Raw genomic sequence first — 17,727 nt, 5'->3', positions numbered from 1 at the left:
TTCTAAGCTCTTATTCCATAGAAGTAATAAAGAAACGGGCCTTCTGTGCCCGTTTTTTTTAATGCTTTTTCACGTTTCGTACAGTTCTTCCTTTTATGATAGTGATCTTATAGCATTTTGTTATTTTTCATTGGTTGATGTATCGCTATTGTGAATAGATCTCTCTCTTTATTCATGACTTTTTCTCTTGCATTTATGAGATGTTTTTATTGTGCGGGGATCGTGGTTTCTTTTGAAAATATTTTAGTGATAAAAATATAACTATTTGATTTATAGTCATTTATTCCTAATACAGTTCTATTTTTTCATTTTAAGTTTATGCATGCACCATTAAAAAAATCCTGTGTTTGCGCTTTAGAAGGGCGAATGGTTTTTATGAACTAACGCAAGAGTTTGTATTCATTGAAAGTTGAAGAGAGAAAGTTGGACAGAGCATGTTGGGTCTTGTTTGTTTTTTTTATGAATAAGATGTTGGTATTTCAAGCTTTTGTATGAAAAAATAAGGGTTTTCTCTGTTAAAGGGCTTTTGTATACTGGGACAAGCATATCTCTGTTTGGTTAATCTCTGCAATAGAAAGACAGCCTCATTGAGAAAGAATGTAAAGGTATATAAGCACGCGTCTTGTCATCATCTTTTTGCTTTATGACTTTTAAAGGTATTTATAGTAATATCTTATTAAATAATGAAGATGATGCCTCAAACTTTTGTTGCTTGCGTATCTTTTTTTTGTGAAATCCCTCACGTAAAATAGAAAAGCCGCAAATATATTTGTCTCCAAATATATATTTTTGCATATTGACATGTTTTTAAGAGACATCTTGCTTGTCACACCGATTTCGCAATGGATTTGTGAATGGTATAAGGGCAAAGTTCTCATGAAGTGCATAAAACTATAGGGCACGATCATCTTTACGCTTAATAAAAGAATACGCTTGCGTTATCATATACTTTTCCAGCTCTCAATGTTATGACAAGCCGTTGGTCCGTGAGACGGTGAGGCGTGCCTTGCTTGTATAGTTTTGACCCATACACTGTAATGTGCAAGCGACATAGTTTGGATTATTTTAAAAGGAAACAGGTTGGGAAATGAGAAAATCCTGCGATATGCAGGGCTTTAATTCAAGTTGAAGAGTGCTTAATGATAATTATAAATCAATGTGATGTGGTTTTACGGTTTTCAAGAGCATTGCATTCTTGCAAATAATGATAATCATGTATTGCTTCATATTTTTTAATGGGTTTTAATGGAACAACGCTTTTATTGATCAGAATTATTCATTGTTTTGTATGTTGAATAAGAGATTTTTATTGCGGTGGATTTTTTCATTTCAATTCTTTCTTATGTTGAAACAATCGCAATCGTTTTCTTATACCTCACAAGTGGAGAGAGCTAGGGTGAAATACTGAAAGAAAATAAAAATGCCTCTCATGAATATTTTCAAATAGTCAGTTTTTTTATAAACAGAGTTTTTATAAACAGAGGCGGTATAAATATTGGGGATTTATGCGTAGGGAGGTGTCTGATTGCTCTTTTTTTTAAAGTGTAAAGATAAGGGGATTTTAGGCAAGTTAATACTTTTTGCGTTGTTTACTTATGCAATTATTAAAAAAATATCTCTAAATATTTTTAAATTTTTTCGCGATGGTATCTTCCCGATGGGATTTGTGAAGAGTATAAAATATTTTTTAGTATCAATAGGTTATTTTAGAAAATGTGCGTTGGTATGATCCTTTTCTTATGTTAGTAAAGTTGTTGACTCACGCGTTTGTTAAAAATCTCTCTTCATGCTCCTAAATTCATTTCATGAAAGCGTTTTTGAAGAGTGTGTAAAAATTTCCCATGAGACGTGAAAAATCATCAATAAAATCTCCGTGTTTTCAAAAAATAACGAATGGCTTTTTATTTAAAAAAAGATTTAACACGTCTCATGTTTTTTATTTATTTTAGAGCTGAATATTCGATTTTTGTGTAAAAATACTTGCTAACGCATCTATGATACGTGAGAAATCAAGCGCTAATAGGAAAATGATAAATATAATCCACTTCGTATAACGTGACATCATTTTTACACTTTTATAAGTTGTGATGATTTCTTGTAGGATTTCTTTTTCCTTTTCTGTAAGCTCTGTTTGTTTTTCTGTTTTTTTTCTAGCCATGTTTCCACCCACACAAGCCTTCCCCTTGTTTGTTATGCTTTAAAATATCTCTTGCGAGATTTGAACTGATGGTATTGAGATCTTTTTTGTCTAAATAAATGGGCATCCAACCAACGCAAGAAAAAGGCTCATTTATTGTTTTTATCGCGCAACCAGTAAGTAAGAGCAGCGCGTACATCAGGATCACTTTTTTGATTAATTTCATTCTCCACCTCTAGCCGTGTTATTGATGACTTTAGCGTTTTTTCTATTTGCTTTTGTTGTTCAATCTTTTTTCCAAGAGTGAAAGCTTTTGCTAAAGCGATAAAAAAAGCGGTCAGAGCCGCTCCTGTTATCATCAGATTTTTTTTCATCCACCACATCATAAGCGCTGCTCCCGAAACCGTTTTGCCACAAAGAAGATGCCTGCACAGGCGGCTAAAACCATAATGGCTGCCAATGCCCATTGGATGGGACCATTGCCTGCCAATAAGCCTCCAAGTCCAGAAAAAGAACCAATAATCGGTGTAAGCGCTTCTGCTTTGAAAAATCCCATTGGTGCTTGCGTTTCTACGGTTTGGTAGTTGGGAGAAACATAAGCACCTTTTGCCCATAGTCCTGCTTCGGCTGCACGACGGTGCACTAGACCGTGAAGACGTTTTCCTCCTGCTTTGGTCCACTTTTGTAATTCAGCAGGGACGGCTTCATATTCGCCGTTATTGAGTTTTTTGAGCAGGGTCGAATTACAAAAAGCCGAAGCTCCTATATTATAGCAAAACGATACGAGCGCAGCGAATTGTTCATCCGTTAAGGAAACAGTCACATTTGTTTCAACGGTATTTTCAAATTGTCTTAAATCTTGAGAAAGAACTTCTTCTGCTTGCTTTTCAGTAATGATCATGCCTTTGTGAACGAACGGTTTTCCAGCAGCGCTGATATGTCCATAGCCGATTGTCCACACCCCGATGGCATCCTTATAGGCGTTCAAACGCAATCCTTCCCATTGTTTAATGAGTGCAAGCCCTGCTGATGATATTTTTCTCATTTGCTTCTCCATAAAATAAAGCCTCACTTTAAAGTGAGGCTGGTCGACACATTAAAAGTGAAATTTTTCACTCTGCAAAAACAGAAGAGACGTGAAAATTTAATGAAATCAAAAGGTTAGTTGTAGCATCTTAAGGGAATGAGGTCATGGTTGTCCAAGTGGGATAATGGTTGGGCTGGTGTTTTCCGTTGAGAGATGTTTTTGGTTTTGAGACTTGGTGCTGTTGATGTACGCAATGGCATTACGGTGGCATTACGGTTGTGTTAGCGGTGGCATGAGAAGTGAGGTTGGAGGGGTGACATATATGTTGGTGAATGGAATTCTTAGAAGGCATTGTTGGCGCGGCAGGGGTTGGAGGGTTGCACAATGATTTGTGTTAGCATTGGTGTTGGTGATTGCGGTTGTTTTGGCGGTGGTTGTGAGGGGGGTGAGATGGAGAGAACGGATGGTGTGATTGTGGGGGACAGAGAGTGGCTGTTTGCGGTTGTTTTGGCAAGTGGTACTGATGTGGAGGCGCTTGAGATAAAAGTGGACAACTCTTAGAAAAAAGCTACAGGAGGAGGCGGGTGCTTTTACTTAACATCCAAAATCCTAAAATATTTTATGTATTCAGCTTTTTGTCTTTAAGAGGTCACGTTGCTTGCTGTTTAACTCTTTAATTGCTTACAAACGGAAAAAAAGATTTGCTAACAGCAATTTATACCCCACCGTCAAGCAGCAGAGCCTCGTTCTTTATGGATATGGAAAAAACCTCAATTACATCATCAAAGATTTGTATTCAGTGAGCCTTTTTTGGGTGGGAGGAAACAGAAACAGTTTTTCCTTCTGTTGTTCTTAAGTTTTTTTCAAATCTCTCTCTCAGAGTTTCACCTTTTTTGTTTACTGTTTCATGTTCAGCATCCGGATTGGCTTTTAAATATTGTTCTAGACGTTTTCTTCCTTGCGCATGTTTGTATAAACTAATGGGAAGATAGGAATCTAACTTTTCAGCAGATAAAGATGAATTTTGTTCACATAATACACCCTTAACATTATCTTTGTGCAATCTTGCTAATTTATCAGATTCAAGATGAAGCTTTTTGGCGAGGCTTAAGCTGAACATCCCACATTCAGAAGAGCTTCTCTGAATATCCATTTCTGCCGTGGTAAAAGAATAAGGAGGCAGTTGAAGACATTGAAGGGTTTGATTTATTTTTATCCCTAGTTTGCAAGCAGTGATATTCTGAAATGTTGTAGGTTCAAGCATAATCAAAGAGATTTTGTCATCAACTTTTTTATAATCAAGGACTGCAAAGTGGATTTTGCTTCCCGAATTTACTATAAATCGAGCAGATTTTGCGTCGCTCTCAACGACTTCTTTTAGTGCGTGTGAAAACTCTTCTGCTGTAAGAGCCAATTTGAGATTCATTGCTGGATATTTGCTGTTTGCTTTTTCTACGAGAGCCGGCATCAATCTAATATCTATGTTTTCATAATAAGAGTTAATCCAACGGCCGGTGACGAGATCATCTTCTAAGTCTGTAATAATAGCTTTCAACTTTTCCTGACTCAAGGTGCTCTCTTCTTTTTGAGGAGCGTTGAGTTGTTCTAAACGGGCAATAAGGCTTTCTAAGGATTCATTTTCGATGTTACTTTCTGCTATTTGTGAGGCATGAGCGGCAGTATCTTTTGAATCTTGTGGCTTCATAATATGAACCTCCGTGGTTATAATCGGGAGGCAATATTATTTTTTATATTTTGACCAAATAATGTTTTGAAAAAGAACCTTTATCTCTTGAAGATTAAGGAAAAAATCATTTTTCAGCTGCTTTATAAGAAAGTGCGGGCAGGTCTTTTCAAAACTTGCGTGTTTTATGTTTGTTCAAAGTTTTAAAATACGGGCTTTAAAATGGGCTACTTTTAATAGAATATTATTGTTTTGCCTTTTGTTTGAAGAGGTAATTGCTCACTTTTTGCATTGTTACTTCTTTCAAAGGGAAAAGAAGATTTGCTAATAGCATTTATATCTTACCGTAAAGCCGCAGAGCTTCATTCTTTGTGGATGTGGAATACGGATATGGCTAAAACACTCATTACATCTTACATCATCAGAGATTTGTATTCCGTCGCTCTTTTTCTATGTTGTGAAACAGAAACAGTTTTTCCTTCTGCTGAACTTAAGCTTCTTTCAAATCTCTCTCTCAGAGTTTCGCCTTTTTTGTTTACTGTTTCATGTTCCGCATCCGGATTGGCTTTTAGATATTCCCCAAGACGTCTTCTTCCTTGCACGTGTTTATAAAAAGTGGTTGGAAGATATGTATCTAACTTTTCAGCAGATAAAGGCGTATCTGGTTCACATAACACACCCTTAATATTGTCTTTGTGCAGTCGTTCTAATTTTTGAGCTTCCGAATAAAGCTTTTTGGCAAGGCTTAAGCTGAACATTCCACATTCAGAAGAGCTTCGCTGAATGTCCATTTCTGCCATGGCAAAAGAACAGTTAGACAATTCATGCGCTTTAAGGGCCAGTTGTGTCCTTAATGCTAGCACTGCTGATCTCATATTGTTAAGTGTTGTAGGTTCAAAAAATATCACGGACGTTTTGTCATCGATGGTTTGATGATCAATCACTGAAAAATGAATTCCTCTATCCTTTGTGTGAATGATAAATCTAGAAGATTGAATGCCGTTTTCGATGGCTTCTTTTAGTGCAAGGGCAAAGTCGTGAGATGACGCTACCAATTGAAGGCGCATTTCAGGATATTTACGATTTGCTTGTTCCACTAAGGCTGGCATCAGTTTAAGATCTATGCTTGCATAATCAGTTGTAAACCAACGATCCGTTGAGATGTCTTCTTCTAAACGAGCAATGATATTTTTTAATTCCTCATGATTGAACGGGACATTTCCTTCTTTTTCGCTGCTTTGTTGTTCTGAATGTGCAGCAAGATTGTCTAATGATGCAGTTGCACGCGCCCCTTCTGGTGCATTTGCCCTTCCTTGTGTTTGTGAGGAATAAGGGAGAGAAGAATCTTGTGGCTTCATAATATTAGCTTCCATATTGATAATCAATGGATGACATTATGTTCTTCAATTCTGGCTAAACAATGTTTTGAAAAAAAGCCTTCGCATCTTGAAAAATGAGGCGATGAAAGCATATCCTGGTCGTTTTCATATTTTATATTCGTGTAGTGCTCATCATTTCTGTGATGTGTTGTATCCGTATTTTTATTGGGGTATTGTATTAGGGCGTTCTATTGGGAGCCCTTATTGGATACGGCTTGTTTTGAAAATCTCAAAATTATAGGGCTGTTGGTGATGCAAATTGGATGATGCAGAAGAAAAACAGTCAGAGAAAGACGAAAGATACCTTTAAACAAGAGACTTTTAAAGATTATAGCGAAACACACCGTTTGATAACAGTCTATAATAATGCAAAAATTCTCTGATGAAATCTGGGCGCAAAAAATCCCTTACCGCACCTATCATTAAATACGATTTTTCATATTCTGTCAACAGCAAAACGATTATTTTCCCTTTTTTATTGCGGCAAAAAACATTCTCTCCTTTGATAAAGGAGGGGGAAAGGTGAAGGGAGAGGGAAGAATTGTGGTTTTGAAATCCGTGGTATTTTATTGATGGAATTAGGAAGGCGATGGTTGGAAGATGTTACGGGGGCAAAGCTTAGGTGTTGCGCAGGGGATTTCCCGTGGGGGATGACTTAAATGGGGGCTCGTGGGTGGTTAGAGGTGTGATGGCTCTTCGAATGGCTATAGGGGGCTCTAAAGGTTTCTGTATAAAGATGTATTGATTACCATAAATGCTTTTCCTTCTTTGAAAAAGGAGGGAGCAAGGTGAAGGGAGAGAAGAGAATTGTGGTTTTGAAATCCGTGGTATTTTATTGATGGAATTAGGAAGGCGATGGTTGGAAGGTTTTGCGGGGGTAAAGCTTAGGTGTCGCGATTGTGTTGGCGATTGGGGCTATGCTGGCTGTCGTATTAGCGGTGGCGTGGTGGGTGGATGGTTACCGGTATAAGTTGTTGATGATGGAAGGGATTGTTGGTGGGGGCTTTTTCTTTCGTTTAAGGGATGATGCTTTTAATTTTGTAAAAAAATCAATGGGGTGTTTTAATGATAACATATTGATTTATAATGATGTTTTAGTCGTTATTGATCTTGAATGAGAAATCTAGATTATGCTGCAATCAAAGCCATGTCTCTTGTCTGTCATAAGATCAGGAAAGCTGTGTAGAATTGTACAAGAAAAGACGCACAATGACGATAATGAATTGTCTCAAGAGCTAAGGATATCGCGATATTGGGGGAAAATTGGATGATGAGGGTTGTTTGTTACAATAGGGGTAATGGGGAGGGGGTGTAATAGGGAGGGGAGGGTGATGGGGAGAAGGTTGCTGTATGAAGAGGGGGAAATATTTATCTTGTCCATGTCGTGAAATATGTCGTGAAATATTGTCCTTTGAGGCATGGGTAGATATATCGTTGAGGTATGGTGATAAGTCTCTTTGACAGGTTGAAGCGTTTTTTAAGGGCTTGGTGGATATTTTAAAGCTTATTTGTTGTGTGCTTTAAGCTCGTCAATCCCATGAAATTCTATGAAAGGGCAAGTCCAGTGGATCTCAAGTGTAACTTGTCAAGAAGGATTGTCTCTTTATAACGGAGCTGGTTACAAAGAGGCATGTTACAAAGGAGGGTTTTAGAATCTTTATCCTGTGAGGGAGAGAAAACGATGGGTGTTTTTAGCCAATGCTCTTTTTGCTAGAACAGTCAAAATGTTTATAAAGGGCATCAAGAATAATACGCAACGAACCAACAAGATTAGGCAGCGGTTGATCTTCTATAACAAGATATTGTAATGCCGCATGAAAGTTGTGTTGACGATGCAAATATTGTGCTTCTTTAATCGCTTCTTGCATATCTTCATAGCAATTCGTTGCTCTTTGAACCCATTGCTTTTTTGCTTTCTCATCTGATGCGTTGTGCGTAAAACCATCATAATAGCCGTTTGGTAAGCCTTTTGCACATAAATAGTCGTTTCTGATTTGCAAGTATCTTTGCGCCGTGTCATATTGCTCCTTACTGATGCCTGATGAATCCCCTTTATAGCCAAGCAAACAAAGACGCCCAATATAGGTTCCAACAAGTGGATTTTTCGCTTCTTCAAGGCTTAAACCAAAGTGTTTTGCACGCATTTCAATCGCAGATTGAAGCGCAGATTCGCTGGGGCTTTGGGCACGTGAAATACGGCCATTGGGCTCTCTGAGTTTGCCTGTTATTCTCGGTCTACCGCGTTTTTTACGTATTTTCATGAACTTAACCATTTAAATGAAAAATAAACTGTCTGTTGATGGGGGACAGTGATGTAAAAAGCACTTTGAGCAAATACTGTGGGAGCAAATACTGTGGGAATATGAGCCGTTGCAGATCAAAGGAGAAACGGATACTAAAGGCGTCTTTCAGCACAAAGAACAGCAACGGTGTGGGGCGAAAAAATCATCTTTAAGGTGTTTTTTACCATTTTTATCTTATCCCTATCAGTCTTATTTCTCGCTCCTATCATGCTTATTTTTTCATGGATAGCGGGTTATTTGCTTTCTAAAGATTTCTCAACCTTTCTGGAACAGTTGAAAAGAAACTTTTGTCACATGTGAATAAATAAACAAGAATGATGTTTTATGGGTATGTCGTTATCTTTCTAATAGGAAGTCTTTTCTAGTAGGATTATTTGCTTTCTTTCTCATGAGCGCTTCGTGGAAACTTTTCAGTTTTACCTTTGAAAAGTCATTGTTTTTATCATCCGTTGAGCTTTGTTATTGGGAGGTATATTGGGGTTTTCTTATTGGGCGCTGTACCAAGATGTCTGATGTAGATTAAGCTGCAAAATATATCTTTATCCTTTATAGAGGATTTTATCTTTTTTTGAGCGACACAGAGCTTAAAAAACAAACTTTTCAATGTGCTTATAATAGCATAAGATCCTTATATTTTCAAATAAAATATGGTTCATCAGTTCAAAATAACAAAATAAACTGTGGAGGATCAAGCAATTTACGGTAATCTTTTATAGAGGATAAAATTTTTTCATTTTGCTGTTTTAATGGATTTCATAAAAAAGGGAGGTGGTCACTTAAATGGTTAAATGACGGGATGCAATATCCAAAGAAGCTTTATAAGCGGCAGGTAGCTTGATAAAAGAGGCGTTTATTAAGAAATGCTTTTATAAAGGTGGGGGCTATGAGGTGTAAGACATTTCTTTTTTAATTTTAAAATAGGGGCTTTTTGAATCAAGAAATTTTAAAATGAGAATTGAAAAATTGCAAAGCTGCTGTGGGCGCATTTTAGATAATCGGTTGTTTGGTTTGGTCTGTGGGGCGTGCTTATTGCTTCACGCTTTTGTTTATCGCGTTCTTGTTTCTCACATTCTAGGGGCACATCTCTTACGTCATACACAATGCCTCAAACGGAATATACTTATTGCGGCATATTCACGCGCTTGTTTTTAAGAGACATCTCTTACATGTGCTCGAGCCCATTTCACGACGGTGGCTCAAGAAGGGCATCTATGGTAAAGCTTTCATGATAATATAACTTTATTAAGGATCATCATTTTTAGGATTCATAAAAGCGTAAGCTGGTATCATCGCATATTTTGCCAATCCCCAATATGTATTACAAGCTCTTGGCATTTGAGACGGTTTATAAGAGGCATTTTCATTGTACAATTTCACTGCGCATGGCTCTCCCACTTTTTACGTACAAGCAAATAAATTTTATTGATTCAACAGGGGATAGATTTGAAATGAGAGAATCTTACAGCATTTTGGATGTGTTGATTATCAAGATACAAAGTGCTTGTGAAAATGTTTTTCATCTTGTTATGCCATAAAATACTGTCATTTGAGGCGGATATAGGAAGGTTTATGAGGCATTGTAACTTTTGACGCATTAAGTGTTAAAAATTAGGGTGCCAATGTTAAGGAAGGACTTTTGTTAAGGGAGAAGTTGTTCGTAGAGCGCTTTATGCAAGTGGAACCCATAAGTGCTCAGCAGGCGGAGTGCACTTAAGAGCAATGGGATTGTTGACAAACTGAGGTGGGTTTTAAAATCTTCATTCTTTGAGATGAGCAAGGAATATCATCATCCTTTGCTTTATATATACTCGGCTTCATTTAAGCGGTGAAAACACTGTCGTTTATGGTGGGCATGTCAGTTTTCCACATGAGATGTTTTTTAGATTAAATATTTGTTGGATTTTTGTAAAACGGTGTCTTTTAGGGTTTGTGTGATCGATAAAGAGAGGAAAAGGGGTGTTTGGGCTTGTAAGCGCGTCATGTATAAGCGCGTATAGGGTACGTGAATAAAATATTTATAGGGGAGATTATAGTGCTTGCTTTACTCTGAGAAGAGTGCTAAGCGAATTTACCGCGCTGGTGGCGTGCTATCAAATTTGAAGAGTGGGAATTTTAAAAGTGGGGGAGTATCCGTATGATCGAAGATAAATCACAACACCAATCTGCCCATGAGGGAAATAAGGCTTTCGTATCACAGCCAGTGTTGGATCAATCGGCAACTTTCAAAAAATGGATGATGCTTTCAACAGGCGATTACGTCATCATTTTGTGTTTGGCTATCCTCTTGTTGGTGCTTTTTTCCGCGACTGTCTATATGGAGCCTTTGGAATTTTTTCACGTTATATCCAAAGAACAGCTCCAAGCACTGGGACAAACGAAACAAAAAAGTTTTCAGGAAATAATTCAGGAGAGCCTTGCACATCCTTTTAAAAATCCTATCATCGAGCATTTGCTTGATGCGGGGTGGAATAGTGTTTGGGCTTTTTTATGTTTCTTACCGCAAATGATTTTTTGTTTTCTTTTTGGTTTTTTTCCGCTCTTTTTTGTCTTTAACGCCATATTTAAACGGGATGTGAAGGAAATGATGAAGCTGTGGGAAACCTTGCCAGAGCAGCAACAGCTAAACAACCAATCTCTGACAGAAGACTATAGGAGGGGAAAGTGACCGCTTCTTTAATCATTGGAATGTTGATCGCCGTAGGGACGGCAATTTTTATTTGTTCTGCAATTTTTATGGTATTCCTTTCTACCATGGTGACAATCGTTGCACTTTATTATTCGTTGATAAAACGGACAATCTTGTTATTGGTGACGCAGCGAAAATTAAAAAAGGGTGCAGCGCAGAATTTGAGGCATAATCAGGCAGAGGGTAGGGGACAGAATACAGTTCTTGCAACACAGTTCAGTGCCTTTTCTTTTCAAGAATCTTTGCTTCTCTCAAAAAAAGATTATTTTATGATCTTTTCTATCGCTTTCGTTATGGTTGCACTTTGCACAGGTGTTGTCGTTTTTTCAGCTTTTCTTCCAAAATCTGCAATTTTTTTGCACAATTACGTGCCTATTATAGTGCTTCACATTATTGATTTTGTCATGAAACTGCTGTTGTGGTTCTGGGTATGTATTGTTGTTTCTTTACCTGTCATTTTAATTCTCCATAGTTTCCTTCAGTATGGCGTGCAAGAAACAGTAAAGGAATTAGAAACATTTGTTTGAGCAGAGGATAAAAATGATGATTTCACATCAATGCGATAGGGAAAAAAAGGGAGCATTATGATGCAGCATTTGGCTTTTTTAGGGTTCGTTATCATTGCCATTTTAATGGTTATGGTCGTTGTTAGGCTTCCTTACTTGTTAATCAAGCATATGAGGTTATCTTTTAAACTCGCTCAAGGCTTGAAAAAGAGTACGACGCAACAAAAGCAAGCCGTACAACAATTGCGCAATGATCGGGGAGAAATGAAAAGACACAATCTCGTATTTAAGACCCTTGATGCGAAAATGCGCTTTCTTAACTTCAAAGAATCTCTGCCTTTTTCTTCAAAAGAATGTAAAATAATCTTTTTTATCCTTATTCTCTTTTCTGTTTTGCAATCTGCTTGCTCTATCGCAAATTTTGTATGGTGGAAAAATGATAGTGTTGCCTTTATTATACAGCTGTTGAGCCTTCTATGGTTAGGGATTTTTCTCTTTTCTCCGATCATTGGGATCATGTGCATAAAGTTAACGAGAAAATTGAACAAAATACTTCCACAATTGGAAGAAGCGATAAAACAAAGCGATCAGGCAATGCGTATGCAGAATGTGGAAGGGGGACAAAATGACGAGTAGTCTTATAACATTAATAGCCATTTCTTTCCTGTGTTTTACGCTTTTAAATGTTTTAATATGGGTGCCGATTTTTATCATTTATTACGTGTTTATCAAGCGTGCGCGGCTTTATTGTCGCGTGAAAAAGGAACTGAAATGTGTGCTTAATGAACGCGATATTGCCTTAAAACAGATCTCCCCAAAATAAAAAAGCAGCAGAATGTTTGATAAAAAACAGCTTTCTCTTGTTTGGCAAGACTATAAAAAAATATTTTATATTTCTACGGTCATAGTGACAGCTCCAATAGTTATAACGGTTGTCGTTCAGATATGGAGAGGAAGGGACTTTGTTTCTCTTGTTGTATTCGAGCCACTAGCATGGATGCTTGCCTGTGTTTTTTTATTCTTACCGATTGTTTTTATTATGCGTTTTATCGTGACACGTCAGTTGAAGAAAATGATAGGGCAATTGGAAGAAGAGGTTGAGCAGAAAAAAGCTCTCGTCATATTATACGATGTGAATGAGGGGAAAGTGAGCGAGGGGACAAAGTGAAGAAAGGCTTTTGTTTGAGTGGGGCTTTTGCTTGAGCGGGTGCGGTGACAAAGTGAAAGGATGCCATAAGCCTTGCCTTTGATATGTTCATTAAGAAGCATGGGGTACACTTCATGTTTTGTGCTTTTTTTATATTTGTGCTGTGTTTTGAAAAGAATTGAGGCTTTTGCTTGAATGGGGCTCTTGCTTGAATGGGGCTTTTGCTTGAGCGGGGTTCTTGTTTGAGCGGGTGCGGGGGCAAAGTGAAAAGAGGCTTTTTTTGGGTTTTACTTGCTGTTGCTGTTTTCTTTAAGAGAGAAAATCTTGTAACTTATTTTCTTTTTATCAAGTATAAAAATGTGTCTTACCAAGCGATATTGAGAGCGAAAAATCTATATTAAAGCACAAGATGCGGCGGTGGTGTTTGGGGCAGAAAAATCCATTTTCTGAGAAAATGGAGAGGCAAGGCGCATAAAGAAGGCGTGCCAAAAGTCCAAGTTTTTGATCAAGACGTTTTGCTCCATGGAAAGTGCAATAGTGCTTTTAAAGAGCTTGGGGTGGAGGGGAGAAATTGAAAGAAAAGGGGGCATCTATTTATTTACGAGACCGCGAGGGGCAGTTTCTCTTTCTGGATGAAAAAGGTTTTGTGCAATATGATTATGGAATTGTGGGAGGCGCTGGTATACATGCTGCAGCTTGCCAAATATTAATCCTTATCATTTTGGGGCTTTGCTAGATTGACAACTGAGCTTTGAAGCAAAGGGGTGGATTTTAAGGCAAAGGAATTGAAAATTTTTGAGGAAAAGGTAAGCGCCCAGTGATTACACCGTGTGCTTGAGGACGCTTTAGATAAGGGCAATGACTGAGGTTGATCTGGGAATGAGGTTGGTCTGGGAACGAGGTTGGTCTTGGCAGCGTGCTTGGGCCTTTCAATATGGGGCACCGCCTTGGAAAAAGGAAATAATGATATCTTTCAAGGGACTTCTTCTTTGCTGCGCACCCTTGGGGTTTTGGCATTGCTTGCTGATATTAATACTTGATAGCTTTCTCACAAAAGCTTTATGGAAGGTGAGAGGCTGGGCTTTGAAAAAATATCAAAAAAGTCCATTTGGGCGGCTTTTTGGGTGGTTCAAATCGTCATAAAGACAAAGCAACTTCGTTACGATTTTTTTGCATCAGTTGGCTTCTTCTTTGCACAGAAGCTTATCTTCCTGAAAATAAAAAGAGCAGTGATTAGAATTTTAGAGCCTCAGACCCAAATTTGTGCAATAGAAGAAGATATTTGTATGAACATTTAATCGACGAGAAAAGAGAAGCCTTAAGACAACAGAGGATACACTGTGCGTGATAAAAACATGATGTTTGAAGGTAATGGAAAAAAATGCAACTCTGATATTGTCTTTATAAAAGATGAGGGATACAAGCGCTTGATATTGATGAACCCTCATTCATTGTGAGGACGAAAGCTTCGGTTCATGAAAATGGCTTAAAAATTGAAACAAATGAGGGATAAAAAATGAGGGGCAATGGAAAAAATGCATCATTGGACGAAGAGCCACGGTCGTTTTCGCTTGAAGAAGCGTTTTTGACAAGCAAAAATTATAAAGTCATCTTTTGCATTGCTTTCATTATTAGCGCTTTTAAAGTGGCACTCGTTATATTTTTTGAGTGGGATTTGACAGAGTGGTCGAATTATATTCTGTTCATTTTAACATTAATATTGGGTTTTATATCAACGCTTCTTTTTGTGCTTATTCCTGTTGCCTTTGTGGTCCGCATCATTTTTACGCGTTTGTTGAAAAAAAAGATCAAGCAGTTGGATCAAGAAATCTGGCAGCGGAGCAAAACCGCTTCTCAACAAAACAGCGCGTGAAGGGAGGGCAGAAAATGATAGATATTATTGTTGTACTCTCGTGGGGTGTGGGCTTGACGCTTTTCACGCTGCTTTCTGCTGTGGTCACGATGTTCATTTGGGCATTGTATTATTCTACTTTCAAGCGGGTGAGACTGTATTGCCAAGTGACAAAAGAATTCAACCGCGTGCTTGAACAACCTATCGCTTTTGAGCCGTCTAGTGGAGCAACGCCGATGATTAAATCATCATCTGAGGTAAAAGAGTTTTCTCTGTCTGATGAGGAAATCCTAACGATGGAAAGTGCAACGGCGCTTTTAAAGAGTTTGGGGTGGAGGGTGGAAATTGAAGGAAAAGGGGATCATTTGGCCACCTATTATTTACCAGATCGTGAAGTGCAGTTTCTTTATAATGCTGAGAAGGGGTATCCGCGATTTGATTGTGCAATTGCGGTGGTTTCTGGTATCCATGCGGCGGCTTGCCAAACGATAGACCCTTATAATTCTGGAGGCTTGATTGCTCTCGAATTGAGTTTTGATGTGAAGGGGTTGGAAATTTTTGAAGAAAAGGTAAGTGCCCAGCATTTACGCTGTGCACTCGAGAAAGCTTTAGAAAAGGCAATGACAGAGGTTGATCTTGGCAATATGCTTCGCTCTCAATATCGTATCCTTCCTTGGGAAAACAAAGTTGTGGTCCCTCAGTTGGCTTCTTATTCGCTGCGCTATCTTGCAGCTTTGGCATTGTTGGGTGATGTTGAAACCTTACACGCTTATCACAAAAGCTTTCTGGAAGGTGAGAAACTGGGCTTTGAAACAAGCATCGAAGAGGAGCATCTGGAACGCGCGATGATAATCGCTAAGGCGGTAGAAAAGACAAAGCAACCCAGTTACGATTTGCTTCAACAGGCGGCAAAGGATTTTTCCATGGAGGTGGAGAGCTATGAATATTTTAGAGCCTCAGATCCTAGTTTGTGCAATAGAAGAAGAGATTCTTATGAAAAATTGATCGAGGAAAAAAGAGAAGAATTAAGACAACAGGGATATTTCGTTTACGAAAAGGACGCGATTTGTGAAGTTGATGGAAAAAACTATCGTCCTGATATTCTTTACATAAAGGATGGGGAGTTAGAATATATGGATGTAGAAATTAGGATTGATGAAAAAAATTATTGAGAGAAAATAAAGCGTTTAGATAAATTAAAAAGAGCTTAAACCTAAAAATAGAGCGTAAAAAGCGCGAAGTGTAAAAGCAGAGGGGATCAATGCAGGAGAAAAATGCGCCATTTGGAGAGTCTTTCTTTTCATTCAAAAAATTGACGGTGCCTTCAGTGGAAAGGCGTAAAGGGGTGGGGAGTTGTGAAATAATAGGGCGTTCCTTTTTCACTATGTTTTGCACATGTCTTATCATGATGGCTTTAGAAGTTCCTGCGGGTGCAAAATCTCTGGTACAGCCGTTGCAGTGGATAAGATGGGAAGGAATTGGTTCTTTTATTTTTCTCTTGCCGGTGTTGATTTGGTTTTGTCTTCTTACACCTCTTCCTATTTTGTGGGGGCTGCGCTCCGTTAAAGAGCGTAAATTGGAAAAAATAAAGCAAAAATTGGAAGAAGAAATAAAGCAGCAGGAGATTAATCAATGAGGTTATACGCATGAGGAGTGAGGCCGCGGTTTTTATTTTGTTTCTGCCAATTGGATGTTTTCTTCTAAATGCAGTTACAGTTTTTGCTATTTTTGTGAATATGATTATTGTGGCGCCTTATTATTCTTTAATCAAGCGTTTGAGGCTCTATTACAGAGTGAAAAAACAAAGACGTTTGATGAAAGAACAGCCGCAGCATTTTTGTTTCTTTGAAAAAAGCGGAAAAGGGAAAGAGAGAGTGCCGCAAAACTTAGCACTAGAAACACAGATAAGTTCTCATTCGTTAAAAAAATGGCTCGCTTTTTCACGCAAAGATTATATCCTCCACGCATGCCTCTCTTTCATTATTATGTTTTTCAAAGTTTATGTCTATGTGATTTTCTTTAAAGGGATCGATGAGATAGATGAGAGCAGATTTGAATATTTTGTCATTCTCTTGCTCTTCTGGTTTTTTTTATCGGTATGTATTTTTGCAACGATCCCTGTTGTTGTGATCCTTCGTGAAATTTTAACTCATCGATTGAAAAAGAAGATTCAGCAATTGGAAGAAGTGACTGAAGAAACCCAATAAATCAATTTATAAAGAGAAGGGGATAAAATGCATTACGCAATGGCGGCAGCTTGGACGGTGGTTTTGATCATTCTGCTGGGGGGTGTTTTTGATTTGTTCTTAACAATACCCATTGTGGCACTGTATATTTCTTTTATAAAGCGTTTGATATCGTATTACAAGGTTACGCGGCAATTAAATGCAGCGCTGAAAAAGCGTGTGTAGCCCTCATGTCATGGGGGGAGATGTGAGTTTTAGATCATGCCATTGCTTCACGGCTTGGGAGGAGGGCATGGATTATTTTTTTCATTTTATGCTGATCTCTGTTTGAAAAGGCTGATGTCAATGAATAGGCTTATAATAGGCTTGTAGTATGCTGGGGCTGTTTATCGGCAGTTTGCTTTTTTCTGTGAATTTACAAAATCGTAAAAACGTGTAACTGTAAAGGCTGGGATGTGTGGTTGGTGAAAAGCCGTGAGGGTTTTGGGGCGGTTGAGGAGAAGAGGGTGCCAATGGAGGCGTAAAGGTTGGATTGTGAAATGCGTCATTGAAATGGAGGGCGTTGGGTGAAAAGGGCTGGTGGCAAGTAATAGGCTGGTGATAGGTCAGTGATAGATTTGTGATAGGCTGGTGATAGGTTTCAATGGGGCTGTTTATCGGAAGTTTTCTTTTTTTCTGTGAATTTATAAAATCGTAAAAACGTGGAACTGTAATGGCTGGGATGTGTGGTTGGTGAAAAGCCGTGAGGGTTTTGGGGCGGTTGGGGTAAAGAGGGTGCCAATGGAGGGGCTGGATTGTAAAATGCGTCATTGGAATGGGG

At 38.3% G+C, this 17,727-nt stretch carries 19 protein-coding genes and 1 pseudogene; 13 read left to right on the top strand and 7 right to left on the bottom strand.

Annotated elements, in window-relative coordinates; translation table 11 throughout:
* Positions 1 to 1,945: 1,945 nt before the first annotated feature.
* From ACFIJK_RS03195 to ACFIJK_RS03180, 4 genes are read right to left on the bottom strand one after another with little or no spacing between them, the layout of a single operon-like run.
* The gene (locus ACFIJK_RS03195) at positions 1,946 to 2,158 is read right to left on the bottom strand and encodes a hypothetical protein (RefSeq protein ID WP_375625312.1); all 213 of its coding nucleotides are present in this window, start codon (positions 2,156 to 2,158) and stop codon (positions 1,946 to 1,948) included.
* The gene (locus tag ACFIJK_RS03190; RefSeq protein WP_375623746.1) at positions 2,151 to 2,363 is read right to left on the bottom strand and encodes a hypothetical protein; all 213 of its coding nucleotides are present in this window, start codon (positions 2,361 to 2,363) and stop codon (positions 2,151 to 2,153) included. The genes ACFIJK_RS03195 and ACFIJK_RS03190 overlap by 8 nt, the downstream gene beginning before the upstream one ends.
* A complete protein-coding gene (locus ACFIJK_RS03185; RefSeq protein ID WP_375625313.1) occupies positions 2,287 to 2,523 on the bottom strand; it encodes a hypothetical protein in 237 nt (78 codons plus the stop codon). The genes ACFIJK_RS03190 and ACFIJK_RS03185 overlap by 77 nt, the downstream gene beginning before the upstream one ends.
* Positions 2,520 to 3,182 carry a lysozyme gene (locus ACFIJK_RS03180; RefSeq protein ID WP_375626452.1) on the bottom strand — a complete coding sequence of 221 codons (663 nt, stop codon included), beginning with the start codon at positions 3,180 to 3,182 and terminating at the stop codon, positions 2,520 to 2,522. The genes ACFIJK_RS03185 and ACFIJK_RS03180 overlap by 4 nt, the downstream gene beginning before the upstream one ends.
* Before the next feature lie 366 nt (positions 3,183 to 3,548).
* Between ACFIJK_RS03180 and ACFIJK_RS03175 the strand changes: the two genes are divergently transcribed.
* The gene (locus ACFIJK_RS03175) at positions 3,549 to 3,725 is read left to right on the top strand and encodes a hypothetical protein (RefSeq protein ID WP_375626450.1); all 177 of its coding nucleotides are present in this window, start codon (positions 3,549 to 3,551) and stop codon (positions 3,723 to 3,725) included.
* Positions 3,726 to 3,938: 213 nt separating this feature from the next.
* Here ACFIJK_RS03175 and ACFIJK_RS03170 read toward each other — a convergent pair.
* Together ACFIJK_RS03170 and ACFIJK_RS03165 are read right to left on the bottom strand one after the other, a co-directional pair.
* Positions 3,939 to 4,869, bottom strand: a pseudogene (locus ACFIJK_RS03170) (YopJ/AvrA family T3SS effector serine/threonine acetyltransferase).
* A gap of 392 nt (positions 4,870 to 5,261) precedes the next feature.
* Positions 5,262 to 6,206, bottom strand: a complete 945-nt coding sequence (locus ACFIJK_RS03165; RefSeq protein WP_375625316.1) for a YopJ/AvrA family T3SS effector serine/threonine acetyltransferase — start codon at positions 6,204 to 6,206, stop codon at positions 5,262 to 5,264.
* 920 nt (positions 6,207 to 7,126) lie between these two features.
* On the opposite strand from ACFIJK_RS03165, the gene ACFIJK_RS03160 reads away from it, so the two are divergent.
* Positions 7,127 to 7,345, top strand: a complete 219-nt coding sequence (locus ACFIJK_RS03160; protein WP_375625317.1) for a hypothetical protein — start codon at positions 7,127 to 7,129, stop codon at positions 7,343 to 7,345.
* A gap of 573 nt (positions 7,346 to 7,918) precedes the next feature.
* Here the strand turns inward: ACFIJK_RS03160 and ACFIJK_RS03155 are convergent.
* Positions 7,919 to 8,488, bottom strand: coding sequence for a hypothetical protein (locus tag ACFIJK_RS03155; protein ID WP_375626447.1), 570 nt, complete (start codon positions 8,486 to 8,488; stop codon positions 7,919 to 7,921).
* Between the two features lie 2,176 nt (positions 8,489 to 10,664).
* On the opposite strand from ACFIJK_RS03155, the gene ACFIJK_RS03150 reads away from it, so the two are divergent.
* The 11 genes from ACFIJK_RS03150 to ACFIJK_RS03100 all read left to right on the top strand — a co-directional run bounded on the left by ACFIJK_RS03150 (position 10,665) and on the right by ACFIJK_RS03100 (position 17,132).
* A complete protein-coding gene (locus ACFIJK_RS03150; protein ID WP_375626445.1) occupies positions 10,665 to 11,195 on the top strand; it encodes a hypothetical protein in 531 nt (176 codons plus the stop codon).
* Entirely contained in the window at positions 11,192 to 11,743 is a 552-nt protein-coding gene (locus ACFIJK_RS03145; RefSeq protein ID WP_375626443.1) for a hypothetical protein, read from the top strand. The genes ACFIJK_RS03150 and ACFIJK_RS03145 overlap by 4 nt, the downstream gene beginning before the upstream one ends.
* Before the next feature lie 57 nt (positions 11,744 to 11,800).
* On the top strand, positions 11,801 to 12,358 hold the full coding sequence (locus ACFIJK_RS03140) for a hypothetical protein (RefSeq protein WP_375625321.1): 558 nt from the start codon (positions 11,801 to 11,803) through the stop codon (positions 12,356 to 12,358).
* On the top strand, positions 12,348 to 12,545 hold the full coding sequence (locus ACFIJK_RS03135; RefSeq protein ID WP_375626441.1) for a hypothetical protein: 198 nt from the start codon (positions 12,348 to 12,350) through the stop codon (positions 12,543 to 12,545). The genes ACFIJK_RS03140 and ACFIJK_RS03135 overlap by 11 nt, the downstream gene beginning before the upstream one ends.
* 12 nt (positions 12,546 to 12,557) lie before the next feature.
* On the top strand, positions 12,558 to 12,890 hold the full coding sequence (locus ACFIJK_RS03130) for a hypothetical protein (RefSeq protein WP_375626439.1): 333 nt from the start codon (positions 12,558 to 12,560) through the stop codon (positions 12,888 to 12,890).
* Between the two features lie 550 nt (positions 12,891 to 13,440).
* Positions 13,441 to 13,605 (top strand): hypothetical protein, encoded by a 165-nt coding sequence (locus ACFIJK_RS03125; protein WP_375626437.1) that lies wholly within the window; start codon positions 13,441 to 13,443, stop codon positions 13,603 to 13,605.
* Positions 13,606 to 14,385: 780 nt separating this feature from the next.
* Entirely contained in the window at positions 14,386 to 14,742 is a 357-nt protein-coding gene (locus ACFIJK_RS03120; RefSeq protein WP_375626436.1) for a hypothetical protein, read from the top strand.
* A 14-nt stretch (positions 14,743 to 14,756) separates the two neighbouring features.
* Positions 14,757 to 15,893: a DUF6990 domain-containing protein gene (locus ACFIJK_RS03115; protein ID WP_375626434.1), complete on the top strand. Its 1,137-nt coding sequence runs from the start codon at positions 14,757 to 14,759 to the stop codon at positions 15,891 to 15,893.
* Between the two features lie 89 nt (positions 15,894 to 15,982).
* Positions 15,983 to 16,357, top strand: a complete 375-nt coding sequence (locus tag ACFIJK_RS03110) for a hypothetical protein (RefSeq protein ID WP_375626432.1) — start codon at positions 15,983 to 15,985, stop codon at positions 16,355 to 16,357.
* Positions 16,358 to 16,367: 10 nt separating this feature from the next.
* A complete protein-coding gene (locus tag ACFIJK_RS03105; RefSeq protein ID WP_375626430.1) occupies positions 16,368 to 16,928 on the top strand; it encodes a hypothetical protein in 561 nt (186 codons plus the stop codon).
* 27 nt (positions 16,929 to 16,955) lie between these two features.
* On the top strand, positions 16,956 to 17,132 hold the full coding sequence (locus ACFIJK_RS03100) for a hypothetical protein (RefSeq protein ID WP_375626428.1): 177 nt from the start codon (positions 16,956 to 16,958) through the stop codon (positions 17,130 to 17,132).
* The last annotated feature ends 595 nt before the right edge of the window (positions 17,133 to 17,727 follow it).

This window comes from Bartonella sp. PS17NMGDW (assembly GCF_042193555.1).
GTDB lineage: Bacteria > Pseudomonadota > Alphaproteobacteria > Rhizobiales > Rhizobiaceae > Bartonella > Bartonella grahamii.
The sequence above is the reverse complement of the archived record's forward strand: the minus strand, read 5'-3'. Positions and strand labels throughout refer to the sequence as shown.